The sequence below is a fragment of the Lysinibacillus boronitolerans JCM 21713 = 10a = NBRC 103108 genome (assembly GCF_000772935.1).
GTDB lineage: Bacteria > Bacillota > Bacilli > Bacillales_A > Planococcaceae > Lysinibacillus > Lysinibacillus boronitolerans.
The window spans coordinates 130,909-156,617 of sequence record NZ_JPVR01000071.1; the positions used below are offsets into that span (position 1 = coordinate 130,909).

Here is a 25,709-nt window from a genome sequence, read left to right on the forward strand (position 1 = left end):
TAGAGCTAAAAAAGCAAGATAAAATAATATAAATAATTATTTTTCTTCTACTACAACCTCTTTAAGTGGAATGTTACCAAGAACATCTGCATGCATGTTTTTCACGTTATCTTGTACTACAGAAAGGTTAGTGTAGTAGTAGATAGGTGCAACAGGTAAATCAGTCATGATAACTGACTCTGCTTGTTTTAAAAGCTCAAGACGTTTAGCAGGATCAGTTTCTAGGTTAGATTGATCTAATAACTTTTTATATTCTGGGTTTTCCCAACCAGTATCGTTGTTACCGTTTGCAGCAGTATCATAGATTTCTAAGAATGTATAAGCATCATTATAGTCACCAGTCCAGCCTAGACGTCCAGCTTGGTAGTCTAATTGATTAAGTTTCTCTAGGTAAACTTGCCATTCAGAGTTATCAAGACCTACCTTAATACCAAGGTTTTTCGTCCAGCCCTCTTGAATAAATTGAGCGATAGCAGCATGTGCTTCACTAGTATTGAATGAAATGTTTACAGTGATTTCAGATGGATCTTTAATACCAAGTTCTTTCATACCAGCTTCAAGTGCAGCTTTTGCACCTTCAATATCGTTATCTTTGAAGTAACCACGGTCTTCTTCAAAACCACTAACTGCGATTGGCACCATACCTAATGCAGGTTTTTGCTCACCTTTAGTAATATTGTCAATTAAACCTTGACGATCGATTGCTAGAGTTAACGCTTTACGAATGTTAGCGTTTCCAGTAAATTTATCTTTTGTATTTAGTTTATAGACATATACAGAAGCTTGGTCAGCAATATTTAATGAACCATCAGCTTTAAATCCTTCAATTGAATCAAGTGCAACAGATTGGTATGGAGCACCAAGATAGTCAATTTCGCCAGCTTTAAACATTGTAGCAGCAGTTGTTTCAGATTCAACCATACCGATATTAATTGTCTCTAAAGAAACTTTATCTGCATCCCAATATTCTGGGTTTTTCTTTAATACGATTGCGTCGTTGTGTCTCCATTCATTTAAAGTGAATGGTCCGTTTGTTACATAGTCATCACCAGCATCAGTGTACCACTCATCATTACCTTCAATTGCTTTTTGATTTAACGGAGCATATGTTTTGAATGCTGTTAATTCTAAGAAGTAAGGTGTTGGGTTTTCTAACGTTACGACTAATGTTTTGTCATCTTCTGCTTTAACACCTACGTCATCAGCAGAACCTTCACCGTTGTTATACGCTGCAGCACCTTTAATTGGGTAAAAAATAGAAGCATACTCTGAAAGATTATCTGGGTTTAGTGCCCATTTCCATGCATATTCAAAGTCCTTTGCCGTTACTGGATCTCCATTTGACCATTTATTATCACGGATTGTGAATGTGTAAGTTTTTTGGTCTTCGCTAATTGTCCAGTCAGAAGCAGCAGCAGCAACTGGTTTTGAATCTGCATCTAGCGTTGTTAAATTTTCAAATATGTTTGTAAGAATAGCACTAGAAGTTGTATCAGTTGCTAATCCTGGATGTAATGATGGTGGCTCAGAAGTTACTACTAAGTTTAGTTCACCACCTGATGAAGCAGTTTCAGATGAACCTGAATCTTTTCCATCGTCTTTTGATTTTTCAGACGAATCTCCGCCGAAGCCACATGCAGCAAGTACTAAAGAAAATACTGCAAGGACAGTTAGTAATAAAAACTTTTTGTTTTTATTCATGTGAATCCCCCTTATACAATTTTTAAGCCTTTTGTGAAGCTCCTATTTAATATACCAAAAAAATCATTGTGTACAAAATAAAAAAGATTCGAATTTATATAGTATTATCTGACATTTAGGAGAATAATAAATTTTTCCGATTTATCACACTAAAGAGGCAAAGTGTATAAATAATAAGAATTTGATATTTACTTATTCTGAATATCAAAAATAAAGTAAAAATAAAAAAATGATTTACTATACGGAAAATTCCTATTTTTTTGATAATATTATCGATATTTGAAAAATGAATCTAAAGTCATAGATGTAATACCTTGAGGAATTTGTATAGATTTGTAGAAAATCTATGTAAAACTCAGTGAATTAGTTTCTTTTACAGGTAATTTCTTGTAATTTATGATCGCGAAACATGAATATTTTTATCTATTAATGATATATAAGAAACTTGTTTTGTATTTTTCTAGGATTATCCATTTGTAGGGAAGAAAAAGAAAAAAATGAGCATTTGTATGAAAAAAGGTACCCATACTAAGAAAAAAATGGATTTAGTGAGAAGCTAGTTTACGAGATTAAGTTTTATTGAAATAATTTTTGACCTAGATGTGTATACATGCATATATGCAGCTAGGCACTGTTTTATTCATCAGTCAAAAAATAAACGGAATGCTTCGTTTTGTCCTGTATTCTTCCAAAGAGAACCGTTTTAATAATATTGTTTTTTTGAGGATGTCATTTGTCTTACTGAAGAGGATTGATAATGCAAATAATTACTAAAAATCTGTTTATTCATCAAATGAAACCGTTATCAATAGCTATTCAGAAGGAAATTCTTCCACGATTCAAATGTGTTACATGAAAAAATATAAAAAAACAGTGCATCCACATGTATAAAATGCACTGTTTTTTATTTAAAGTTTAAATTGATTGATTTGATTCTGTAAATCTAAGGACTTTTCGCTTAGATCTGCGGCAACTTGGTTTACTTGCTGTACTGTTATAGACTGTTCTCTTGTTGCTGAAGCTACAATTTTTGTATTATCCGCGCTAGTTGAAGCACCATGAGCAATTTCTGCAACGGAGGCTGCAACCTGTTCAGCGCTAGCTGAAATTTCTTCAGAGGTAGCTGATATATCCTCTATCTGATCTGTCATCGTATTAATTGCTTTCACAATACCTTCAAAGGCTTGTCCTGCATGTCCGATGATTTTGACGCCTTCTGTGACAGAATGAAGTCCATCAAAGACAGCTTTTTCTACATTATGTGTATCTTGTTGAATATCTAGCGTTAAGGCAACGATTTGGTTGGCTGATTGTTTGGATTCCTCGGCTAACTTACGAACTTCATCTGCTACAACCGCAAATCCTTTACCATGCTCTCCAGCTCTAGCCGCTTCAATTGCTGCATTGAGTGCCAATAAATTCGTTTGATCGGTAATGGCAGTAATAACAGCAGTGATCTGACTTATCTCATCCGATTGCTTACTCAATTTTTGAACAAGATTATTAATCATTTGTGTTGATTCATGGATGACATTCATTTGTTGCTGAGCTTCTTCTACAGTCTCATTTCCATTTGTCGCTAATTCAGAAGTTGTTATAGCATTCTGATGGAGTTGTTGAGTTGCTTCAGCTATTCGTTGAACACCTACAGCCGTTTCATCCATTGCGTGTGCGCTTTCGTTAGCTGCTACTGTAGCTGTCACTGCAGCATCAGCTGTTTCATTAATCCGTATTGTTATTTCATCAGCAGTGGCAGTAATTTCTTCAGTTGAGGCAGAAAGTTCCTCTACTGAAGCTGTTAAGTGCTCTGCATTGTCCTGTATATGCGTTAATAAACTTTTCAGATTTCCCTTCATGGCATTAAAAGCTACTGAAAGCTGACCAATTTCATCTTTTGATTGATGGGTAATATCTGGATGAATTAATTCACCATTAGCTACATGGTTTGCTGCCAGAACGATAAACTTTAAAGGGCGTGAGATTGTCCGTTGTATATAGAAAATAAGGAAAATACCTAGAGCGATACCAATGATGATTGCGATAATGGAAATAATTTGGGAATTAAATACAGCCTGTTTAGATTCTTTTGTCACAATATTTAGTTGTTCCTTTTGATAGCTTCCAATTTTATCGGATACCTCTTGTATACCTTTATTTGCTTGCTGTACTTCACCATTTACCTTTTGCAAAGCACCTTCTAGATTACCAGCTTCAAATAGAGCTATTGCTTCTGTTGCTGCCTTATTAAAAGTATCATTATAGGATTTTAATGTCTGTGCATATGTTTCCATTTCAGCTGAATTCGATTTTTCAATGATTTCTTCTACATGTGTGTCGAGCATACTTGCATATTTTGAGTAACTCTCTTTGTTAGCAGGTTTGTCTTCGATGATGATGGCACGAATGAAAAGACCTTGCATGGCCATTTCAAATTGAATATTATCTGCTAATTCTACAAGGGCAACATGTCCTTCTAATGCACTTTCAATCTTTTTTTCAATGTTAGAAAATAGCAGGAACATAATGAACAAGGAAATGATTAATGTGAGAATAATTGCAAAGAAACCAAAGCTTAATTTTTTACCTACAGACATATTGATACGCCCTTTCCTAAATGCTCTACAAAAATTTTTATACTTTAATTTAGCTTTTTAGAGTAGTAGAAGTCAATATTCGCTGAAGGAAACAGTGCAGATTATTCATATGTTTTTATAATGTTATTATAATAAGGAAGATTGTCTGTAATAATCAATCAAGATTAGGCTATTTTCATCGTTTTATAGTACGGATTACGTGTTCCTGTTATAAAAAAGAAGAAACCGATACAATTTGTATCGGTTTCTTCCTTTATGACTGTTTCTTTAACTGTAAAATGACTGCCTCATCAGGGTCAATATACAGTGTCTTTTGTTCAAAATAGATGACGAAACCTGGTTTGGCACCATTTGGTTTTTTGACCTGTCGTATTTCAGTATAATCTACTGGCACAGAAGAGGATTCTCGAGCCTTAGAAAAATAGGCGGCTAGTGTGGCAGCTTCTCGCAATGTCGTTTCATCTGGCTCACTTGAATGAATGACAACATGTGATCCAGGAATATCCTTTGTGTGTAACCAAATATCAGTCCGTTTTGCTAGTTTAAATGTTAGCATATCATTTTGTTTATTGTTTTTTCCAACAGAAATTGTTACTCCAGTTGAAGAAACATAGCGCTCAGGTTCAGGTTTTACTTGTTTTTTCTTTTTCTTTGCGTGACGTAGTTTTAGGTAACCTTGCTCTGCTAGCTCTTCACGAATTTCCTCAATATCTCCAGGAGAAGCTTGCTGAACTTGCTGTGCTAGCATTTCGAAGTAAGAAATTTCTTCAGTCGTTTTTTCTAGCTGCTCTTGAACCATAACCAATGCATTTTTTGCTTTTGTATATTTTGTATAATAGCTTTGGGCATTTTCAATCGGTGTTTTACGTTCACTTACTGGAATCGTTATTTCTTCGCCAGTTTCACTATAGTAATTTGTGACGGTAACTTCCTTGACTCCTTTTTCAAAGGCATAGATATTGGCCATTAATAGTTCACCATATAGTTGGAATTGATCGAGCTTAGAGGCACGTTCATAATCTTTTTTTAGCTTTTTGGTTTTTAAAGCTAGTTTGTCAATTTCATTTTGTAGCCAACGCTCTAAATCTCCAGCTTGCTGTTTCACACGATCTCGCTCCGCCCGTGCAAAGAATACACGATCAAGAAGCTCATGGACATTAGGATAATTTGTTATATCCCCATCATGCAAGTGCGTTAATTCGATAGGGGAGAAGTATGTTTTATGATTGAAGAGTACGTACATAGGCTTCATTCCACCGTTTGCAAAGGATGTCATAAAATCCTTGAAGCATGCCAGAGGATTTGGTGCTGTTGTCATACGATATATTAATTCTTCCGCGTGAAGAGGTGAAAAACCAGCTAATTGTTGCACGATCTCTTTAGAGGTTTTTGCTTCAGCGAAAAATGCTGTTAGCTCTTCATCTGTCACTGTTAAAGGATTCCATTTGTTTTGTGTGGGTGGCGCAATATATGGTTGACCTGGTAGCACAGTACGGAAGCTATTGACTGAAGGAGGCAAATGTTTTAGGCTGTCAATAATTTTACCCTGCTCTTGATCAATCAATAGTAGATTACTATGTCTACCCATAATTTCCGCATGTATTTCCCTTACGATAGGATCTCCAATTTCATTTTTACTTTCAATTTCTACTATTATAATGCGATCAAAATCACGCTGTTTTATAGAAGCAATAAAACCACCCTCTAAATGTTTACGCAAAAGCATGCAAAACATTGGGGGCTCTGCTGGATTTTCAATCGTGTGCTCAGTAAGGTGAACACGTGCATAAGAAGAGTGGATTGAAAACAGTAATTTATGATTCTTTCCGTTTGCACGCACATGTAAAATAACCTCTTGTGCATTAGGTTGATGTATTTTTGTAATCCGACCAGTGACCAGCTGTTGTAGGTCGGCAGTTATTGAATAAGTAAATAAGCCATCAAATGCCATATGAATTCCTCTTTCCAACGATATCAAGCATCTTGGTACTTTCGTATTTTTTCTTGTTGCATTTGCATTCACTCTTTTTTAGCTTCTGCTAATACACTTTCTGTATGTTTATCATAGCATTTTTTAGGTGAATATTAAAATATAGCTTCAATTGTGGTAGAATAAGCTTTTACTTTATCCAAATTTTTTTGGAGAGTCGTCATAATCGACAAAGCTTATGTTATAATAATCCCAGTATGCAAAGAAAGGTGTGACGAACCTTGGTGCGTAGTATGACTGGTTTTGGCAGAGGTGTCACAACAACTAGAGACTTTCAATTAACCGTGGAAATGCGCTCGGTCAACCATCGTTTTTTAGAAATTAACGCAAAATTTCCGAAAGAATGGCTTGAAGCAGAAATTTTTGCAAAGAAATTAATTTCTCAAGCTTTGTCACGCGGCAAAATTGATGTGATGGTATATGTGAAGGACTTAGAGAACGTAGAGCAATCTATTGAGATTAATTGGTCATTAATTGAAGCGTATCGTAAGGCAAAAGAGCAATTAGCAAGTAAAGTACCACTTGAAGAAAAATGGACGATGCAAGAGCTTTTATCGTTAGAGCAGGCACTTGTGCAGCAAAAGCCTCAGCTTACACCAGAGGATTTACTCAGCGCTGTTGAACAAGCAATTTCACAAGCGATTGAACAGCTCGTACAAATGCGTGAGCGTGAAGGGCAAGAATTGCAAGAGGTTGTTGTACAATATAAAGAACAGTTAATGGAGCAAGTCAATCAGATTCGTTTGTGTTCTTCTCTTGCTGTTGAAAAATATCGTACACGATTAATAGAGCGAATTACTGAAGTTGCAAATGGCACATTGCTAGAAGATCGTTTACTAGCGGAAGTAGCGATTTTTGCAGAACGAGTAGACATCTCCGAAGAATTAGACAGATTAGATAGTCACTTCAACCAACTGGAGGAAACATTACTTGAAACAATTTCAGTTGGACGTAAATTGGACTTTTTAATGCAGGAAATACATCGCGAGATTAATACAATTGGTTCAAAAAATCAATCTACAGAAGCAGCGGTTGCTGTTGTTCAGGCGAAAACAATTTTAGAAAAGATGCGTGAGCAAGTGCAAAATATCGAATAACTTGCACGTGTCTGTTATAAATTAAGGGAGATATAGAGAATAAATGATAAAAGAACGTGGATTATTAATTGTTCTGTCTGGCCCCTCTGGTGTAGGTAAAGGGACAGTGCGAAAAGAATTATTTTCTCAGCCGAATACGAATTATGAGTATTCCATCTCGATGACAACACGAAATCCTCGCGAAGGTGAAGTAGATGGTGTAGACTATTTTTTCAAGACACGTCATGAATTTGAAGTGTTAATTGAACAAGGTGGCTTATTAGAGCATGCTGAATTTGTCGGTAACTATTATGGAACACCATTAGCATATGTCAATGAAACACTAGATGCGGGTCGTGATGTATTTTTAGAAATCGAAGTGCAGGGTGCAGCACAAATTCGTAAAAAAGCACCAGATGCCTTATTTATTTTCTTAGCCCCTCCAAGTTTAACGGAATTAAAAGATCGTTTAGTTGGACGTGGGACAGAAACAGAGGATATCATTGCCAAACGAATCGCTACTGCAAGTGAAGAACTTGAAATGATGAGCTTGTATGATTATGTTGTGGAAAATGATGAAGTGACGAATGCCTGTGATCGTATAAATGCGATTATCAAAGCCGAGCATTGTCGCAGAGAACGTGTTGAAAAAAGATACTTGTCAATGTTGAGAGGAGAATAAAACAATGCTATACCCATCAGTAGACGCTTTAAAAAAAGAAATCGATTCAAAATATTCATTAGTGAGCCTTGCTTCTAAACGTGCTCGCCAAATGCAAGAAGAGCAAGACACGGAACGCTTGCACAAGTATGTTTCCCATAAATATGTAGGGAAAGCGCTTGAAGAAGTAGCGGCAGGTGTACTTACGAAAGTATCACAGGATGAGTCAACTGTGTATGAGGACGAAATCTAACATCATGTAAAGTGCTTTACTCTGTTTACATGCATGCTAGTCTAGTTAGCAGTAGATTTTGATTATACAGAATGCCGAAAGCTCCCAGGGAATCCTTCTTTGGGAGCTTATCATTTGAAAGGACGACACCTAGCATGAATAAAAATATTTTACTATGTGTTTCAGGCGGGATTGCCGTATATAAGGCTGTAGCACTCGTAAGCAAGCTCTCACAAGCAGGAGCTAATGTGAAAGTCATCATGACGGCCTCTGCTAGACGGTTTGTAAATCCATTAAGTTTTCAAGTGATGTCCAAAAATGATGTTTATTTTGACACATTTGATGAAAAAGACTCAAGTGTGATTGCTCATATAGACTTAGCAGACTGGGCTGATTTAATTTTAGTAGCGCCCGCTACGGCAAATATGATAGGCAAAATGGCCAATGGTATAGCAGATGATATGGTCACAACAACCCTGCTTGCTACAACAGCACCTGTATGGATTGCACCAGCTATGAATGTACACATGTACGACCATCCAGCGGTAAAACGTAATTTGGATAGGCTATCAGCTGATGGCTATAAATTTATTGAGCCTTCAGAGGGATTTTTAGCATGTGGCTATATTGGGAAGGGACGTCTAGAGGAGCCAGAAAAAATCACTGCACTTGTTCAAGATTTTTTTTCGGGAAAAACAAAACGGTTAACAGGAAAAACAGTCATAGTGACAGCAGGTGCTTTGCATGTACCGTTGGATGAGCAGCATGTAATTAGCACACAGGCGAATGGAGCCATAGGACAAGCTTTAGCACATGAAGCAAGAAAACTAGGCGCACATGTAATTCAAATAGAAAATAGTAATTTGTTTGATGTTATTCAGCAACTTGAAGCTTATAAAATTCAATATCCTGAGGCAATATTGATCCATGCAGCAAATGTACCGACTATGGAGGAAACACCGCTTATTTCGGTAGAAGGAATAAAAGCGATCACTTTTGGACAAAAAGTGCAAGGTACACCAATGCTTAACATACTTTCTGAGAGATGGATTGAATTTAGTGAAAAAGCGGAGCTTAACGGACAGTTTCTGGCTACCATTAACCCACAGTTTTTTGCTCAGACATTATGGTCTTATATTATAAAGGGTGAAGAGCAATGAGCTTTTTGATAGCAGAGGTCATTGTAGATGTCTCTACTTACCATGTAGACCGTCCATTTGACTATCGAGTACCTGGAGAATGGATGAATGTTATCGAATTAGGATGTCGTGTTAAAGTGCCATTTGGTCCAAGAAATGTCTTGGGTTTTGTCGTTGGATTAAAGGAAGAAACAGATGTCCCGTTGAATAAACTAAAGGCAATCACTCAAATTCTAGATATGGAGCCAGTCCTGACAGAAGAGATGCTACAAATGGCGAAGTGGTTGAAGAACGATACGATTTGCTATGAAATAGATGCCTTGCAAGTGATGTTACCATCTGCACTTCGAGCCAAGTATGAAAAAACGATTAAGTTACAACAAGGTCAACAATTGCCACTAGAGGCACAGGATATTTTCGGAAAGCGTCAACGAGCAAGTTTTAAAGAATTTGAGCGAGCTAGCTTACTACCCTTATTAAAGCAATTGGTTGCAGAAAACATTGTTACTATCGAAAATGTTGTGAAGCAGCAGGGGAATGTGAAAGAAATTCGAATGGTTCAAATAACAGCGGACCAACAACTTATTGAACGTGCTTCAGAGCAGTCATCCAGAGCAGTTAAACAACGGCTATTACTACAATGGATGTGCCAACACTTAGGAGAGGTTTTTTCTCCACACCAAATTTGTGACGAGGCAGGGGTCTCTATATCAGTATTAGAGGCAGTGATTGACAAAGGAGCTGCTCAATTTATTCAAGAGGAAGTCTTTCGTGATCCATTTACGAAGGAAGTTTCACGTACACAAGCCTTACAATTAACAGATGAGCAGCAGGTTGCGCTTCAAGCGATTACTACTGCTATGGACCAGCAAATAGCGCAAACCTTTTTATTACATGGTGTAACAGGAAGTGGCAAAACAGAGGTTTATTTGCAGGCCATTCAAAAGGTACTAGAAGAAGGAAAAGAAGCCATTATGCTCGTACCTGAAATCTCTTTAACTCCACAAATGACCGAACGATTCCGCAGTCGCTTTGGTGAGATGGTTGCTGTGATGCATAGTGGATTATCTGTAGGGGAGAAGTATGATGAATGGCGTAAAATCCAACAGGGTAAAGTGAAGGTCGTAGTTGGCGCTCGTTCAGCTATTTTTGCTCCCTTTACGAATATAGGGCTTATCATTTTGGATGAGGAACACGAATCAACTTATAAGCAAGAAGATTCACCGCGTTATCATGCAAGAGATGTAGCCATCTGGCGTAGTGAATATTATAAATGTCCTATTATTTTAGGAAGTGCGACACCAGCATTAGAGTCATTTGCAAGAGCTAAAAAGGGAGTGTATACGCTACTCTCATTAAAACACCGTGCTTTACATCAGGCTTTGCCGACTGTTTTTATTGCAGATATGCGTGAAGAGCTGAGACAAGGTAATCGTTCAATGTTTTCTCAAACACTTATTGAGGCAATCCGTGCAAGACTTGAGAAAAATGAGCAAATGGTGCTGTTTTTAAATCGTCGTGGCTATTCTTCGTTTGTACTCTGTCGAGATTGTGGTACAGTCGTTCAATGTCCAAATTGTGATATTTCCTTAACCTATCATCGAACAACTGAAAAATTGAAATGTCATTATTGTGGTTACGAGGAACATGTTCCTCAAATATGTCCGCAATGTCAAAGTGATCATATTCGTTATTTTGGTACTGGTACACAAAAGGTGGAAGAGGAACTGTATAAATTGTTTCCTGAGGCAAGAGTAATACGTATGGATGTAGATACTACGAAGCATAAAGGGGCCCATGAAGAAATATTGGAGACTTTTGGGGCAGGGCGAGCAGATATTTTGCTGGGTACTCAAATGATCGCAAAGGGCTTGGATTTTCCAAATATCACACTAGTCGGTGTACTTAGTGCCGATACATCCCTACATTTACCTGATTACCGCGCAGCAGAGCGGACCTTTCAGCTATTAACACAGGTAAGTGGCAGGGCTGGGAGACATGACAAGCCAGGGGAAGTCATCATTCAAACGTATACACCTGAGCATTACGCAATTGAATTAGCTAAAACTCAGGATTATGAGCCATTTTATGAACGAGAAATGTTTTTACGTCGCCGATCCAACTATCCACCTTATTATTTTGTAGCTCTTATTCAATTATCCCATGAAGATGTCATGACGGCTGCTGAATATGCTGGTCGAGTGGCTGATTGGTTACGAGGAAACTTATCGAATCAAGTAGCAATTATAGGACCAACAACTGCGAGTATTGCTCGTCTCCAAAATAGATATCGTTATCAATGTTTGATAAAATATAAAATTGAACCAAATCTAATTCCAGTGTTACAACGTCTACTTGCCATGTATAGAGCAGAGTGGGTTAAACAAGGAATATTAATGACCGTAGATTTAGATCCGTCTACTATATAGTTAGCGTGTAATAATAGCACGATTATTAATAAAAGTATCAAATAGCTAGTGAACTAGCTTTAAAGCAGAAATGAGGAAATCATAATGGCAATAAAAAAAGTAATTGAAAACCCTGCAAACGTACTATCAACACCGTGTGCTGAAGTGACAGAAATCAATGATGAAATTATTACATTACTTGATGATTTATATGACACAATGGTGGAATATGATGGCGTTGGAATTGCGGCACCACAAATAGACGTAGGGTTACGCGTAGCAATTGTTGAACTAGGTGAAGAACGTGATATTTTAGAAATGATTAATCCAACTGTCGTTGAAACGGACGGAGCAGAAGTAGATATTGAAGGATGCTTGAGCTTTCCAGGGTTATATGGAGAAGTGGAACGTCCTAGTTATGTCAAAATTGAAGCATGTGATCGTGAAGGACGTGTTTATGAATTAGAGGCGGGTGGCTTTGATGCTCGTGCGATCTTACATGAAATTGATCATTTAGATGGCGTGCTTTTCGATTCAAAAATCAAGCGTATTGTTACTGCAGAAGAGCTAGAAGAAATGTACGCAGAAGAGGAGGAATAAAATGACATCTATCATTTTTATGGGGACACCTGACTTCTCCGCACCTATTTTGCGTATGCTACATCATGAAGGATATGCTATTAAGGCAGTTGTAACACAACCAGATCGTCCAGTAGGGCGTAAGCGAGTACTAACACCGCCTCCTGTAAAGGCAACGGCATTGGAACTTGGCATACCGATTATTCAGCCCGAAAAATTGCGTGGCTCTGAGGAATTACAGCAAATTCTTGCTTTACAGCCCGATTTAGTAATAACTGCTGCGTTTGGTCAAATATTACCAAAAGAGCTATTGGATGCACCATCTCTTGGTTGTATTAATGTCCATGCCTCACTATTACCAAAATATCGTGGAGGTGCTCCAATTCACCAAGCCGTCATGGATGGTGAAAAAGAAACTGGGGTAACAATCATGTATATGGCAGAAAAGCTTGATGCGGGAGATATTATCTCTCAAAAAGCAATCCCTATTGAGGAAGATGATCATACTGGTGGCCTTTTTGATAAGCTAAGTAAGGTTGGGTGTGAATTACTTAAGGAAACACTTCCTTCTATTATAAATGGTACAAATAACCGTACAGTTCAAGATGAAGCACAAGTTACCTTTGCAAGTAATATTTCAAGGGAGCAGGAACGCATCGATTGGACAAACGATGCTGCTACTCTGTACAATCAAGTGCGCGGTCTTCATCCGTGGCCTGTTGCTTATACGACTTTTGAGGATGGGAATTTTAAAGTATGGTGGGCAACGATTGGCAAAAGTAAGCATGAGGCTAATCCAGGTACAGTGGTTGCCATTGACAAAGATCATTTTGAGGTAGCAGCTGGCAACGGAACAACTTTAGCATTATATGATGTGCAACCAGCTGGTAAAAAGCGCATGACCGCAGAGGAATATTTACGTGGGACAGGTTCTAAATTACAGATTGGGGACCAATTTAAATGAGTAAAAAAAGTGTAGTGATTTGGGATGGCAATGTACGAGATGCCGCATTGTCAATTCTATTAGCAGTTGATAAAAATCAGGCCTATAGCAACTTATTGCTAAATGAAACAATTAAACGACATAAAATTGAAGCAAAAGATCGTGCTTTATTGACTGAAATAACGTATGGAACTTTACAGCATAAAATGACACTTGATTATTACTTAGAGCCATTTATTCGCGGTTCAATTGATCATTGGGTTCGCTGGCTATTAAGAATCTCGTTGTATCAAATCCATTATTTAACACGTATTCCTCCACATGCTGCGGTAAATGAAGCAGTAGAAATTGCCAAGCGTCGAGGACATCGTGGAATCGCTTCTATGGTCAATGGTATATTAAGATCCGTGTTACGCAGTGGAGTCCCTTCAACAGATGACATAGCAGATCCAATTGAGCGTCTTTCTATAGAAACAAGTCATCCAGTGTGGTTAGTTCAACGATTTGTTGATAACTATGGTCTGGCAGTAGCGACTGAGATGTTACATGAAAATAATAGACCGCCTGTGCAGACTGTTCGTGTTAATAAAACAAAAGCAACCGTTGAACAGGCTATTGCCGAGTTAAATTCAGAGGGTTTAACTGCCAAGCAAAGCGATGTTATACCAGAGTGCTTACACATTACAAACGGCCAACCAGCTCGTACGAAAGCCTTTAAAGAAGGTATGATTACTATTCAGGATGAAAGTTCAATGATACCTGCTAATGTGCTAAATCCATCTCCAGGTATGCGTGTCTTGGATATGTGCGCGGCACCTGGTGGAAAAACAACGCATATAGCCGAAATAATGAAAAATGAAGGTTCCATTTTAGCAACAGACCTTCATCCACATAAATTAGATTTAATCGACCATAATACAGAGCGTCTAGGGCTTGATATTGTTGAAACAGCCCCGATTGATGGAAGGAAAGCGCCTGAATTTTTACAAGCAGCGTCTTTTGATGCTATCTTAGTGGATGCACCATGTAGTGGACTAGGGGTTATGCGACGTAAGCCAGATATTAAATATACAAAGCGTGAGGAAGATTTAGAAAGTCTTCAAAAAATCCAATTAGCTTTACTCGATGCAGCCACAAAAGTATTGAAAACTGATGGCAAGCTTGTATACAGTACGTGTACAGTAGACATACAAGAAAACGAAGGTACAGTGCAAGCCTTTTTAACAGCACATCCAGAAATGGAAGCTATACAACTAGAGTCTTTACCAACAAAATTAGCGGAAAAGCAAGCTAATGGCATGCTTCAAGTCTTTCCACAAGACTTTGGCAGTGACGGTTTCTTTGTCGCCGCCTTTCGTAAAAAAGGAGAATCCAACTAATGGTGGATCAAGAGAAATTTAATGAACGTATTAACGATTTAGTCGAAGAAGCAGAAGAAAAGCCCGTTCGACGTGTAAAAAAAGAAAAGCCAAATTTAAAAGAATCCATTTATTCTTTACAACCTCATCAATTAGAAGAATGGCTAAAGGAAAATGGTGAAAAGCCTTTCCGCGCTGCTCAAATTTTTGACTGGTTGTATAATAAACGTGTAAAGACATTTGAAGAAATGTCAAACCTTTCAAAGGGATTACGCGAAAAGCTAACAGCAAATTTTGCATTATCCACACTCTCAACCATTATTAAACAGGAATCTAAAGATGGTACCATTAAATTTTTATTTCAATTACAAGATGGGTATTCAATAGAAACGGTATTAATGCGCCATGAGTATGGAAATTCTGTTTGTGTAACAACACAAGTAGGCTGCCGAATTGGCTGTACGTTTTGCGCATCCACTCTAGGTGGTTTGAAGCGACATTTATTAGCAGGAGAAATCGTTGAGCAAGTTGTCAAAGTGCAGCAAACTTTAGATGAATTAGGTGAGCGAGTATCACATATTGTCATTATGGGTATTGGCGAACCTTTTGATAACTATGATGCAATGATGAACTTCTTAAAAGTGATCAACCATGAAAAAGGTTTAAATATCGGTGCACGTCATATTACAGTATCAACATCTGGTATTGTTCCGAAAATTTATCAATTTGCAGATGAACAATTACAAATTAACTTTGCTGTCTCTCTGCATGCGCCAAACCAGGAAGCACGTCAAAAGCTAATGCCAATTGCTCGTGCTTATAAATTAGAAGAATTAATGGAAGCTGTACGATACTATACTAAAAAAACAGGTCGACGAGTGAGTTTTGAGTATGGATTAATGTCTGGCGAAAATGATTCAGTAGAAATAGCAGAGGAGCTATCTGCATTAATTAAAGGAATTAAATGTCATGTCAACTTAATTCCTGTAAACTATGTACCAGAACGTGATTATGTTCGTACATCTCGTAGTCAAATTTTTGCTTTTGAAAAAACATTAAAGAAAAATGGTATTAACGTAACGATCCGCCGAGAGCAAGGTGCAGATATCGCTGCTGCGTGTGGTCAATTACGTGCACAAGAGAGATCTGAAGAAACGAGGTGACCAGTATTGGAATACACAGTCGAAAGTGATATTGGTTTAAAACGATCCATTAATGAGGACCGTGCTGCATTCTTTAAACGTCCAGATGGGCTTGCACTAGCACTTGTTGCGGATGGCATGGGTGGTCATAATGCTGGTGATGTAGCAAGTGATATGGCAATCCAACAGATGGAATCCTTTTTTTTACAGGCAGACACACATCATTTTGTATCCACAACATCAAAAAAAGAATGGTTATTACAAACAGTTCAACAATTGAATAAAACAATATATGACTATTCTTTATCACATGAAGACTGTAAAGGAATGGGCACGACATTTATTGCGGTGTTAATCGAAGAACAACATTGCTTCATTGCACATGTGGGGGACAGTCGTGTGTATTATTTCTTTGAAGATGGTGCACAACAAATAACAAGAGATCATTCATATGTGAACGTCTTGGTTGAAAATGGTGAGATAAGCGAAGAAGAGGCTTTGACACATCCAAAGAAAAATTTCATCTTAAAAGCGGTTGGGACAGAGGAAACAATCGAACCAGACTTTTATGAAGTAGATTTAGCATCAGAATCGTATTTACTCATTTGTTCAGATGGACTAAGCAATAAACTAACAGTTTATGAAATGGCATCGATAATTACGTATCCAGATTCTATTGAGGAGAAGGGACGTAAACTTGTGGAATTAGCAAATGCCAGCGGGGGAGAAGATAATATCTCCCTCGTGCTATTAACAAAAAAGGATGAGGAGGTGTAAGAATGCTTGTAGGTAAAAGAATTAGTGACCGTTATAAAATTATAGAACTCATTGGTGGCGGAGGTATGTCCAATGTTTATTTAGCACACGATATGATCTTAAATCGTGATGTAGCCATTAAAATATTACGCTATGATTTTTCCAATGAGGATGAATTACATCGACGTTTTCAACGTGAGGCACTGTCTGCTACAAGTCTTACACATCCGAATATTGTTAGTGTTTATGATGTAGGTGACGATGGGGATCTACATTATATTGTGATGGAATATGTTCAAGGAAAAACATTAAAGCAGTACATACAAGAATTTGCACCAATTTCTCCTGCTAGAAGTGTGCATATTATGAAGCAATTAACGTCTGCCATAGCTAATGCCCATGAAAACCATATTATCCACCGTGATATTAAACCGCAAAATATTTTAATGGATGCAGAAGGTAATGTGAAAATTACGGATTTCGGTATTGCCATGACGTTAAGTGCTACATCGTTTACTCAAACAAACTCTGTGCTTGGTACAGTGCATTATTTATCACCAGAGCAAGCGCGCGGCGGTACAGCTACAAACAAATCAGATATTTACGCACTCGGTATTGTGTTATATGAATTATTAACAGGTGAACTTCCATTTTCTGGTGAATCAGCTGTTTCAATTGCACTTAAGCATTTACAAGCCGAAACGCCTTCTGTCCGTGCTTTTGATGCAACGATTCCTCAAAGCTTGGAAAATGTAGTTTTAAAGGCTACTGCCAAAGATTCATCCCATCGTTATACTACAGTGGAAGAAATGTATGAGGATTTGGAAACCGTACTATCACCGTCTCGAATCAACGATCCCAAATTTGTCATCCCTGTGGATAATGATGTGACGAAGGCTATTCCCATCATTAAAGAGCAGATGCATAAAAAAGACGAAGATTTAACCAAAACAAGAGTTATTGAACCGATTATGGAAGCTAAAGCTCCTTCTCAACCACAGCCTAAAAAGCCTGTAGAAAAGCCAGTTCCCGTTAAGGCAAAGAAGAAAAATTGGCCAAAGTATGTTGCGGGACTATTTATTGCAGCGATTGTCATTTTCCTATTCTTTATTTTTGCAAAAGATTTATTTAGCCCGAAAAAAGTGGCTATACCAGATGTAGCAAATTTAACAATAGAGGAAGCGACAAAAAAATTAGAAGCAGATGGATTTGTTGTTGGTGAAGAGCATCAGGAGCGAAATCACGAGGAAATTGAAAAGGGGAAGGTTATTGAAACAGACCCTGCAAAAAATGCATTACGTGAAAAAGGCTCAGAGGTAGACTTAATCGTTAGTTTAGGTGTAGAGATGACGACTGTTGATAATTATGTAGGACAAAATTATAGTCAAGTTGAAGCTTTAATAAAAGGTAAATATAAGGATGTCATAAAAGAGGATGTTCCTTCTCGTGAACCAGAAGGAAGAATCATTGAGCAAAGCATACCGCCAAATTCTGAGGTAGTAGCGAAAGAAGAAACAATCACGTTTAAAGTTAGCCAAGGAGTTAGGATGGTAAGGGTTGAAAACGTTGTAAATTATACGAAAGCGGATATGGATGACTATGTGAAAAGAGTAGGTCTCAATTGGCGTATCTCTCGTGAAGAACATCATGAGACCATCCCAGCTGGCAGTGTAATTTCGCAATTGACAAAAGCGGGTACTATGGTAGAGGAAGGTTCTATGATATCTGTTGTCATAAGTAAAGGACCAGCGAAACAGCCTGATAAACTACGTATCATACCTGTAGTCATTGAGTATAAACCTACAGAAGAGGGAATAGCCCAAAACATTCGAGTTGAAATTCAAGATAAAAATCATACATTGTCTGAACCAGTGGAAGTATTTGAAATTTTAAGTGATACGCCATACAACATTCAGCTTACAATTGAAGATGGCAAAGATGCGAGTTATAGAATAATCCGTGACTCAGAAATAATTTTAGAAGGCAAAGTTAATTATAATGATGTCGATTAAGGAGGAATTGGATGGCGCAAGGCCAAATAAGAAAAGCATTAAGCGGTTATTATTATGTATTTGATGGACATCAACTGATTCAATGTCGAGGACGTGGGGTATTTCGTAACCGTGGCGAATCCCCACTTGTTGGCGATATTGTAGAGTATACAATGGAAACAGAAGGATCCGATGGGACTATACAAAAGATTTTAGAGCGTCAAAATGAATTGGTACGTCCGCCAATTGCTAATATTGATCAAGGTATTTTGGTATTTTCCGTAAAGGAGCCAAATTTCAATACCATTTTACTGGATCGTTTTTTAGTTGTGTTAGAATCCTTCCATGTACATCCTATTATTTGTTTAACAAAAATGGATCTGCTAGAAAAAGATGAACGTGAGGAATTACAAAATTATATAGCAGATTATGAAAGCATGGGCTATACAGTTTTGCAAACATATAAAGATGAAGAAGAATTAGTTGAACGATTACGTCCTATTTTAAAGGGAAAAACCACTGTTTTAGCTGGCCAATCGGGTGTTGGGAAGTCAACTTTGCTTAATACACTAATTCCAGAGTTGAACTTAAAAACGGGTATTATCTCCCAAAGTTTAGGACGGGGTAAACATACCACTCGTCATGTTGAACTGATAGAAGTCTGTGATGGTTTATTGGCAGATACACCTGGATTTAGTTCCTTTGATTTTGACGAAATTGAGAAAGAAGAATTAGGTGTATGTTTTCCTGAAATGGCTAGAGTGGCGGATGATTGTAAATTCAGAGGTTGCTTACACTTGAAAGAGCCTAAATGTGCAGTAAAGGCAGCAGTCGAATCAGGAGAAATTCGAGACTACCGCTACAAGCATTATGAACAATTTATGCAAGAAATTATGGATCGAAAGCCGAGGTATTAATGATGATACAAATAGCACCATCAATATTAGCAGCGAATTTTGCAAAGTTAGGTGAAGAAGTAAAGGAAGTAGAGCAAGCAGGTGCACAACTTATTCATATTGATGTAATGGATGGTCACTTTGTACCGAATATCTCATTTGGTTCCATTGTATTGGACGCAATCCGTCCTTTAACAAAGTTACCATTAGATGTGCATTTAATGATCGAAAATCCAGATCAGTATATTGAACAGTTCGCAAAAGCTGGAGCAGATTATATTACGGTACATGTAGAAGCATGCCGTCATTTGCATCGCACAATTCAATTAATCCGTTCCTTTGGTGTAAAAGCTGGTGTCGTATTAAATCCACATACACCGATAGAATCAATTCAACACATTTTAGAAGATATTGATATGGTATTATTAATGACTGTTAATCCTGGATTCGGTGGACAAAAGTTTATCCATTCTGTTGTACCTAAAATTGAAGCATTATCAACAATGATTAAGGAGCGAGGCTTAGATATTGCCATTGAAATTGATGGTGGTATTACTGCTGAAACAATTGTGCCATGTGCACAGGCTGGAGCGACAATTTTTGTAGCTGGGTCAGCCATCTATAGTAAAGAAGATCGAACAGCTGCTCTTCAAGAGATTTTACTTGCTGGCGAGGCAGCGATTAAAGGATGACGACAGTCGTTGTTTGTGCAGGTGGTCCAAAAAATGAGCTTTGTTCATTTTCATCGTTTCAGCAGCAACAGGATGTTGTGTTTATCGGGGCAGATCGTGGCGCATTATATTTAATTGAGCAGGGAATTACTCCCCATGCCATTGTTGGTGATTTTGATTCTTTAACAGATGAAGAATATCGACAGGTGATGGCACAAACCAATGATCAACAACGTTTTCAAGAAGAGAAAAATGAAACAGACACGGATTTAGCTTTGCTTAAAGCCTATACGTTTGCACCAAAAGAAATTGTTTTGACAGGTGTGACGGGTGGGCGTTTAGATCATTATGAGGCAGCTGTTCGTTCTATTTATCGGTTACAAAAAGAGCATCCTCAAATTGAACTTAAGATAATCAATCATACTAATATGTTGCAATTTTTACTGCCAGGCACACATACAATTTATGCAGATAATCGATACCGATACTTGTCTTTTTTTGCTCACGAGGAGCCTATTCAAGGTGTAACATTACGACAAGTAAAATATGAAACAACGAATGAGGAAATTTCTTTAGGAACATCTCGATTTACAAGTAATGAAATAATAGGAACTTCAGGGTCTATATCTTTCTCGCAAGGCATATGTTTAATGATAAGAAGCATAGATTAGCGTAAGGGGGAGAGAGTCCTGAAAGTATATACGTTCCAATTGCCGAAATTCGTGAGTAGTATCACGCGTACGTGTATTAACCTATTTAAGAAAGATAAGAAAGTAAAAAAATCCGACTAATGTTAGTCGGATTTTTTACTTTCTTATAGAATACTAATCAAGAAAAAAATCGATTGCGCTCAATGCGAAATCGATTTTTTAGAAGCAGCGATTAAACGCGCTCGATTTTACCTGATTTTAATGCACGAGCAGAAACCCATACACGTTTTGGTTTACCGTCAACTAAGATACGAACTTTTTGAAGGTTAGCACCCCAAGTACGTTTGTTAGCGTTCATAGCGTGGGAACGGTTGTTACCAGTACGAGCTTTACGTCCAGTGATTACACATTGTTTTGGCATGTTGTATTCCCTCCTTACTGTTGATGCTGAAAGATTATTATTTCAGTTCGGTATTTCACATACCATAATAATTTAACATACGATGGCGTTCAGTGCAACAGTTTTCACATAACCTTTCAAGAAAAAAACCTTTACAGACATAAAACGTTTATGAAAAGTAGAGAAGTTATTGGGGAATAGTTCTCCTATCCTTTTCCTCGATAACCAAGTTTCAGCGATACACGTCTACCAGTATCAACTAATCGCTCAATTAATGTATTAATATGATCTTGAGAGACATTAAAGTTTACAAAACCAATACTGACTGCTCCTATCACTTCACCAAAACCATCTAAAACAGAGACGGCAATGGAGGAAGTACCTGCAGTTCGTTCTCCGTGACTTATTGCATAGCCTTGTTGTCGAATTTGGTGAAGCTGTTCCTCTAATTCGGCCATTTCATCTTTAGTTACTAGTTGCTCTAGTATTTCTTTTGATTGTATCGCTGACATTGAGGCAAGTATGGCTTTATTGGCCGCACCAATATGCATAGGTATGCGAATCCCTAGCTGATCATAAATACGAATCGGATTTGCTGCACTGTCTATCCGTTCTATAATAATCGTATCTAATCCAGCTGGTTTACTTAAATAGACGCTTTCTTCAACCTCTCTGGCTAATCGTTCTAACTCAGGTCTAATTTTGCTAATATAATCCATCGTATCATACACCTGTAAGCCAAGTTCCATCCATATGGTTCCAAGCCGATAATGTTTAGTCTGCTCATCTTGCTCAATCATCCCTTGTTTAATCATGGCTTTTAAAATTCTATGTAAAGTACTTAGCGGTAAATCGCATTTTGTAGAAAGCTCTGAAATGGACAAGCTACTGTCGTTTGCATCGGCAGCTAAAACCTTGGCAATGGTCATTGCCCGCTCTAATAATTGCATTTGTCCCACCTCCCTTCATCCTATTTTATTTTTAATCTCCATTTACGTCTAGTTCCAATATTCCTGAACGAATCTGTCGCCTAAACAAAGACTGTATTTTAATTCAAGAAAGCTTCAAAGGGATTCTTTTAATGAATGCGAATACAGCTCTTTTTCCAAGAGTGAATGCAATTTAGATTAAAAGAAAAATAAAAGTTTTCTAAATATATTGACAGTATAGCATAAAACGAATATATTCTTCATATAAACTTTCCTCTTAACGGAAACGTTTTCCACTACACGGAAATGAGGTGAAAGGAATGCATTATTGTTCATCAATGTATGCACCTTTGAAACACGTTATTGTAAAAGATCCAAAAGATGCTTTTCGAAGCCAAACACATCTTAGTGAGGAATGGAAAACATTTAACTACTTATCAGAGCCTAATTATGAAGAAGCTCTAAGCGAATACGCTGAATTTATTGGGATTCTTGAAAAGTATGTTGAAACCATTGATTATCTGCCAATAGCAGAAGAAGTAGGATTAGATTCTCTCTACGCACATGATCCAGTTAAATTCACACCAAATGGTGCCATTATACTGAAATCGGGCAAAAAATTAAGACAGCCAGAAGCAGGAGTATACAAGGATTTTTTACAGCAAAAGGGTATTCCCGTAATCGGTGAACTAACAGGTGAGGCAGTTTCGGACGGTGGAGATATTGTTTGGCTAGATGATCGAACGCTCGTTGTGGGCAGAGGTTATCGAACAAATGATGAAGCCATTCGTCAGTTAAAGGATATGACAGCCGATTTGGTAGATGAATTTATAGTTGTACAGCTACCACATGATCTTGGTGAAGCTGAGTGTTTACATTTAATGTCTTTCATAAGTATGGTAGACCAAGATTTAGCTGTTGTGCATTCGCGCTTAATGCCAGTATTTTTCAGACAACTGCTAATTGAGCGTGGCATCCAGCTAGTAGAGGTACCAAAAAATGAATACGATTCGTTAGGTTGTAATGTGTTAGCGCTTGCACCAAGGGTCTGTGTAATTCCTCAAGGCAACAAAGAAACAAAGCAACAGCTACTTGATGCTGGAGCAACTGTGTATGAATATAAAGGCGATGAAATTACTGTTAAAGGAACAGGTGGGCCTACGTGCCTAACTTGCCCAGTAGTAAGAGGATAAAGGAGAAGATGAATATGTTTAAAAATGTTATTGTTAAAAATCCAGGAAATAGTTTTGTAAACGGTTTAACGACTAGTGATTTAGGAAAGCCCATTTTAGAAAAATTATTTGAACAACATGAACACTATGTAGAGGCTTTAAAAAAATGTGGTGTTGAAGTAACACAATTACCAGCAAATGAAGCATTTCCAGATTCAACATTTGTAGAGGATACAGCTGTATTAACGGCTGAATTTGCTATTATATCGAATCCTGGAGCAGCGGCTCGTAACCGCGAAATTGAAGAAATCGAACCAGCTGTAAAACAATTCTATGAAAAAATTTACTATATTAAAGGTTCTGGAACACTTGATGGTGGAGATGTATTACAAGCAGAGAAAAAGTTTTACGTAGGAATCTCAGATCGCACAAATGAAGAAGGCGCTCAGCAATTTAAAGAGATTGTTGAACAAGAAGGTTATGAAGCAACTATTATCCCATTAAAAGAGTTCTTCCATTTAAAAACTGGAATTGCCTATGTTGGGAACAATCGTATGGTGCTAGCTGGTGAATTTGTCGATCATCCTGCATTTGAATCTTACGAAAAAATCGTGATTCCTAAAGAGGATGAATATTCAGCTAACTGTATTCAAGTAAATGATTATATTATTATTCCAGCTGGCTATCCAGAAACAAATCGTAAATTACTAGACCTGGGCTATCAAACTATTGAACTTGATATGTCTGAATTTAGAAAACACGACGGTGGTTTAAGCTGTTTATCATTACGTTTTTAAGTAAATCTAACTATACCCAATCAATTTAAAAGAGAAAATTGATTGGGTACTTTCATTCTTAAAATATCAGAATATTTAATATTTTTACATTATATGGGAAGTAGGGATGGATGTTGAATAAAGGGGATCAGCTTGACAATAATCAATTAAAACGTTCGATGAAAAGTCGTCACTTATTAATGCTTTCACTTGGGGGTGTTATTGGAACAGGCTTATTTTTAAATGTAGGGTATACCATTAATCAGGCAGGACCCGGAGGTGCACTGATTGGTTACTTGTTTGGTGGCTTAATTTTGTTTATGGTCATGAACTGTCTTGGAGAATTGGCTGTTTACATGCCTGTTACAGGCTCTTTCCAAACATATGCAACACGTTTCATTAGTCCTTCTGCTGGTTTTTCATTAGGTTGGATGTATTTTGTCGGGTCTGCTGCCACAGCAGGCGTTGAATTTACGGCAGCAGGTATTTTAATGCAGCATTGGTTTCCAAGTGTTCCAATTTGGATATGGTGTGCTGTGTTTATGGTTCTTTTATTTGTCTTAAATGCTTTAACAACGAAGGGCTTTGCTGAAGCAGAGTTCTGGTTTGCTAGTATAAAAGTTGTTGCAGTAATTGCATTTATTATTATTGGTGGAGCGGCAATCTTTGGTTTCATTCCATTAGCAGATCGTCCTACTCCACATCTCACAAATTTAGCACCTTCTGGTTTATTCCCAGCAGGTATTACGATTATTTTTGTCACAATGATGAATGTAATTTTTTCTTATCAGGGATCAGAGCTGGTGGGTATTGCAGCAGGGGAGACCGAGAACCCTGAAAAAAATATTCCAAGAGCGATTCGTACAATTCTATTCAGAATCATCGTTTTCTATATTGCTTCCATTATTGTATTATCAGCAATATTCCCAGCATCAGAGCTTGGGCTTATGGAAAGTCCATTTGTCACGTTAATGAATTTAGCTGGTGTACCATATGCCGCTAGTATCATGAACTTTGTTATTTTGACAGCTATTTTATCAGTCGGTAATTCATGTTTATATGCATCAACACGTTTATTATTTTCCATGTCACAAGAGGGGATGGCGCCCAAGTTATTTGGTCGATTAACGAAAAATAAAGTACCTTTAAATGCGCTTATTTTTACGATGGTATTCTCACTCTTATCTTTATTAACTAGTGTAATGGAAGCCGATGCTGTATTTGTATTACTAATGTCGGTAGCTGGTATATCTGTCACAATTTCATGGATGGGGATTTGTGCTTCTCAGTTAATGTTCCGTTATCGCTATGTGAAGTCAGGAGGAAATGTGGCTGATCTAAAATTTAAAACACCACTATTCCCGTTGATTCCAGTATTTTGTATAATCTTTTGTGTTTTAATTCTAGTATTTTTAGCGTTTGATCCAACGCAAAGGATTGGTTTACTATACGGGATTGGCTTCTTTATTGCCTGTATGATCTTTTATCAATTGAAATTAAAAAAAGCGGCGACTGCTGCTACAGATAGCAAAAATGAAGAAACACTAGAAGTTCGTTAATCGTACCACTAACGAATGGGAGTTAAAGGAGAATTTTATGAATGCTTTTATGTGGGATACACCTGAAAAACTACGTGCCCTATTAT

Annotated in this window: 23 protein-coding genes; 18 read left to right on the forward strand and 5 right to left on the reverse strand. The window is 37.5% G+C overall.

Annotated elements, in window-relative coordinates:
- Positions 1-36: 36 nt before the first annotated feature.
- The 3 genes from CD31_RS09615 to CD31_RS09625 all read right to left on the reverse strand — a co-directional run bounded on the left by CD31_RS09615 (position 37) and on the right by CD31_RS09625 (position 6,246).
- A complete protein-coding gene (locus tag CD31_RS09615) occupies positions 37-1,701 on the reverse strand; it encodes a peptide ABC transporter substrate-binding protein (RefSeq protein ID WP_016994281.1) in 1,665 nt (554 codons plus the stop codon).
- A 908-nt stretch (positions 1,702-2,609) separates the two neighbouring features.
- Positions 2,610-4,295 (reverse strand): methyl-accepting chemotaxis protein, encoded by a 1,686-nt coding sequence (locus CD31_RS09620; RefSeq protein WP_016994284.1) that lies wholly within the window; start codon positions 4,293-4,295, stop codon positions 2,610-2,612.
- A gap of 253 nt (positions 4,296-4,548) precedes the next feature.
- Entirely contained in the window at positions 4,549-6,246 is a 1,698-nt protein-coding gene (locus CD31_RS09625; protein WP_036077173.1) for an Rqc2 family fibronectin-binding protein, read from the reverse strand.
- 260 nt (positions 6,247-6,506) lie between these two features.
- Here CD31_RS09625 and CD31_RS09630 point away from each other — a divergent pair, with 260 nt between their 5' ends.
- The 15 genes from CD31_RS09630 (at position 6,507) to spoVM (ending at position 20,928) form a co-directional block, all read left to right on the forward strand.
- Positions 6,507-7,382 (forward strand): YicC/YloC family endoribonuclease, encoded by an 876-nt coding sequence (locus tag CD31_RS09630; RefSeq protein WP_016993580.1) that lies wholly within the window; start codon positions 6,507-6,509, stop codon positions 7,380-7,382.
- Between the two features lie 43 nt (positions 7,383-7,425).
- The gene (gene gmk / locus CD31_RS09635; protein ID WP_004227379.1) at positions 7,426-8,043 is read left to right on the forward strand and encodes a guanylate kinase; all 618 of its coding nucleotides are present in this window, start codon (positions 7,426-7,428) and stop codon (positions 8,041-8,043) included.
- A 4-nt stretch (positions 8,044-8,047) separates the two neighbouring features.
- The gene (gene rpoZ, locus CD31_RS09640; RefSeq protein WP_004227380.1) at positions 8,048-8,275 is read left to right on the forward strand and encodes a DNA-directed RNA polymerase subunit omega; all 228 of its coding nucleotides are present in this window, start codon (positions 8,048-8,050) and stop codon (positions 8,273-8,275) included.
- A 134-nt stretch (positions 8,276-8,409) separates the two neighbouring features.
- Positions 8,410-9,414, forward strand: a complete 1,005-nt coding sequence (coaBC, locus tag CD31_RS09645; protein ID WP_036077175.1) for a bifunctional phosphopantothenoylcysteine decarboxylase/phosphopantothenate--cysteine ligase CoaBC — start codon at positions 8,410-8,412, stop codon at positions 9,412-9,414.
- Positions 9,411-11,822, forward strand: a complete 2,412-nt coding sequence (priA, locus tag CD31_RS09650; protein WP_081977485.1) for a primosomal protein N' — start codon at positions 9,411-9,413, stop codon at positions 11,820-11,822. The genes coaBC and priA overlap by 4 nt, the downstream gene beginning before the upstream one ends.
- 84 nt (positions 11,823-11,906) lie before the next feature.
- Complete coding sequence (def, locus tag CD31_RS09655) at positions 11,907-12,401, forward strand: peptide deformylase (protein WP_016993576.1); 495 nt, start codon at positions 11,907-11,909, stop codon at positions 12,399-12,401.
- Position 12,402: 1 nt separating this feature from the next.
- A complete protein-coding gene (fmt, locus tag CD31_RS09660; protein WP_036077177.1) occupies positions 12,403-13,344 on the forward strand; it encodes a methionyl-tRNA formyltransferase in 942 nt (313 codons plus the stop codon).
- Positions 13,341-14,702 (forward strand): 16S rRNA (cytosine(967)-C(5))-methyltransferase RsmB, encoded by a 1,362-nt coding sequence (gene rsmB, locus CD31_RS09665; protein WP_036077179.1) that lies wholly within the window; start codon positions 13,341-13,343, stop codon positions 14,700-14,702. The genes fmt and rsmB overlap by 4 nt, the downstream gene beginning before the upstream one ends.
- Positions 14,702-15,844, forward strand: coding sequence for a dual-specificity RNA methyltransferase RlmN (gene rlmN / locus CD31_RS09670; RefSeq protein WP_016993573.1), 1,143 nt, complete (start codon positions 14,702-14,704; stop codon positions 15,842-15,844). Before rsmB ends, rlmN begins: the two co-directional genes overlap by 1 nt.
- 6 nt (positions 15,845-15,850) lie before the next feature.
- Complete coding sequence (locus CD31_RS09675) at positions 15,851-16,600, forward strand: Stp1/IreP family PP2C-type Ser/Thr phosphatase (RefSeq protein WP_036077180.1); 750 nt, start codon at positions 15,851-15,853, stop codon at positions 16,598-16,600.
- Positions 16,601-16,602: 2 nt separating this feature from the next.
- Entirely contained in the window at positions 16,603-18,591 is a 1,989-nt protein-coding gene (pknB, locus tag CD31_RS09680) for a Stk1 family PASTA domain-containing Ser/Thr kinase (RefSeq protein ID WP_036077182.1), read from the forward strand.
- Between the two features lie 11 nt (positions 18,592-18,602).
- On the forward strand, positions 18,603-19,487 hold the full coding sequence (rsgA, locus tag CD31_RS09685; protein ID WP_016993571.1) for a ribosome small subunit-dependent GTPase A: 885 nt from the start codon (positions 18,603-18,605) through the stop codon (positions 19,485-19,487).
- A gap of 2 nt (positions 19,488-19,489) precedes the next feature.
- The gene (rpe, locus tag CD31_RS09690) at positions 19,490-20,158 is read left to right on the forward strand and encodes a ribulose-phosphate 3-epimerase (protein WP_026023442.1); all 669 of its coding nucleotides are present in this window, start codon (positions 19,490-19,492) and stop codon (positions 20,156-20,158) included.
- The gene (locus tag CD31_RS09695; protein WP_016993569.1) at positions 20,155-20,808 is read left to right on the forward strand and encodes a thiamine diphosphokinase; all 654 of its coding nucleotides are present in this window, start codon (positions 20,155-20,157) and stop codon (positions 20,806-20,808) included. Before rpe ends, CD31_RS09695 begins: the two co-directional genes overlap by 4 nt.
- 18 nt (positions 20,809-20,826) lie before the next feature.
- A complete protein-coding gene (gene spoVM / locus CD31_RS23315; RefSeq protein WP_099805045.1) occupies positions 20,827-20,928 on the forward strand; it encodes a stage V sporulation protein SpoVM in 102 nt (33 codons plus the stop codon).
- A gap of 91 nt (positions 20,929-21,019) precedes the next feature.
- On the opposite strand, the gene rpmB is transcribed toward spoVM, so the two are convergent.
- Together rpmB and CD31_RS09705 are read right to left on the reverse strand one after the other, a co-directional pair.
- Positions 21,020-21,208, reverse strand: coding sequence for a 50S ribosomal protein L28 (rpmB, locus tag CD31_RS09700; RefSeq protein WP_004227417.1), 189 nt, complete (start codon positions 21,206-21,208; stop codon positions 21,020-21,022).
- Positions 21,209-21,393: 185 nt separating this feature from the next.
- On the reverse strand, positions 21,394-22,137 hold the full coding sequence (locus CD31_RS09705; protein ID WP_016993568.1) for an IclR family transcriptional regulator: 744 nt from the start codon (positions 22,135-22,137) through the stop codon (positions 21,394-21,396).
- A 299-nt stretch (positions 22,138-22,436) separates the two neighbouring features.
- Between CD31_RS09705 and CD31_RS09710 the strand changes: the two genes are divergently transcribed.
- From CD31_RS09710 to CD31_RS09720, 3 genes are all read left to right on the forward strand, one after another.
- The gene (locus tag CD31_RS09710) at positions 22,437-23,309 is read left to right on the forward strand and encodes a dimethylarginine dimethylaminohydrolase family protein (protein WP_036077185.1); all 873 of its coding nucleotides are present in this window, start codon (positions 22,437-22,439) and stop codon (positions 23,307-23,309) included.
- Positions 23,310-23,323: 14 nt separating this feature from the next.
- Positions 23,324-24,085, forward strand: a complete 762-nt coding sequence (locus tag CD31_RS09715; protein WP_081977486.1) for a dimethylarginine dimethylaminohydrolase family protein — start codon at positions 23,324-23,326, stop codon at positions 24,083-24,085.
- A gap of 110 nt (positions 24,086-24,195) precedes the next feature.
- A complete protein-coding gene (locus CD31_RS09720; RefSeq protein ID WP_036077189.1) occupies positions 24,196-25,623 on the forward strand; it encodes an amino acid permease in 1,428 nt (475 codons plus the stop codon).
- Positions 25,624-25,709 lie beyond the last annotated feature (86 nt).

Coding starts and splice junctions, on each gene's coding strand:
- CD31_RS09715 (WP_081977486.1), top strand. CDS start 23,324: ATGTTTAAAAATGTTATTGTTAAAAATCCAGGAAATAGTTTTGTAAAC.
- rpoZ (WP_004227380.1), top strand. CDS start 8,048: ATGCTATACCCATCAGTAGACGCTTTAAAAAAAGAAATCGATTCAAAA.
- rpmB (WP_004227417.1), bottom strand. CDS start 21,208: ATGCCAAAACAATGTGTAATCACTGGACGTAAAGCTCGTACTGGTAAC.
- rsmB (WP_036077179.1), top strand. CDS start 13,341: ATGAGTAAAAAAAGTGTAGTGATTTGGGATGGCAATGTACGAGATGCC.
- CD31_RS09620 (WP_016994284.1), bottom strand. CDS start 4,295: ATGTCTGTAGGTAAAAAATTAAGCTTTGGTTTCTTTGCAATTATTCTC.
- CD31_RS09625 (WP_036077173.1), bottom strand. CDS start 6,246: ATGGCATTTGATGGCTTATTTACTTATTCAATAACTGCCGACCTACAA.
- CD31_RS09615 (WP_016994281.1), bottom strand. CDS start 1,701: ATGAATAAAAACAAAAAGTTTTTATTACTAACTGTCCTTGCAGTATTT.
- rsgA (WP_016993571.1), top strand. CDS start 18,603: ATGGCGCAAGGCCAAATAAGAAAAGCATTAAGCGGTTATTATTATGTA.
- gmk (WP_004227379.1), top strand. CDS start 7,426: ATGATAAAAGAACGTGGATTATTAATTGTTCTGTCTGGCCCCTCTGGT.
- CD31_RS09710 (WP_036077185.1), top strand. CDS start 22,437: ATGCATTATTGTTCATCAATGTATGCACCTTTGAAACACGTTATTGTA.
- coaBC (WP_036077175.1), top strand. CDS start 8,410: ATGAATAAAAATATTTTACTATGTGTTTCAGGCGGGATTGCCGTATAT.
- CD31_RS09705 (WP_016993568.1), bottom strand. CDS start 22,137: ATGCAATTATTAGAGCGGGCAATGACCATTGCCAAGGTTTTAGCTGCC.
- fmt (WP_036077177.1), top strand. CDS start 12,403: ATGACATCTATCATTTTTATGGGGACACCTGACTTCTCCGCACCTATT.
- CD31_RS09695 (WP_016993569.1), top strand. CDS start 20,155: ATGACGACAGTCGTTGTTTGTGCAGGTGGTCCAAAAAATGAGCTTTGT.
- rlmN (WP_016993573.1), top strand. CDS start 14,702: ATGGTGGATCAAGAGAAATTTAATGAACGTATTAACGATTTAGTCGAA.
- pknB (WP_036077182.1), top strand. CDS start 16,603: ATGCTTGTAGGTAAAAGAATTAGTGACCGTTATAAAATTATAGAACTC.
- rpe (WP_026023442.1), top strand. CDS start 19,490: ATGATACAAATAGCACCATCAATATTAGCAGCGAATTTTGCAAAGTTA.
- def (WP_016993576.1), top strand. CDS start 11,907: ATGGCAATAAAAAAAGTAATTGAAAACCCTGCAAACGTACTATCAACA.
- priA (WP_081977485.1), top strand. CDS start 9,411: ATGAGCTTTTTGATAGCAGAGGTCATTGTAGATGTCTCTACTTACCAT.
- CD31_RS09720 (WP_036077189.1), top strand. CDS start 24,196: ATGTTGAATAAAGGGGATCAGCTTGACAATAATCAATTAAAACGTTCG.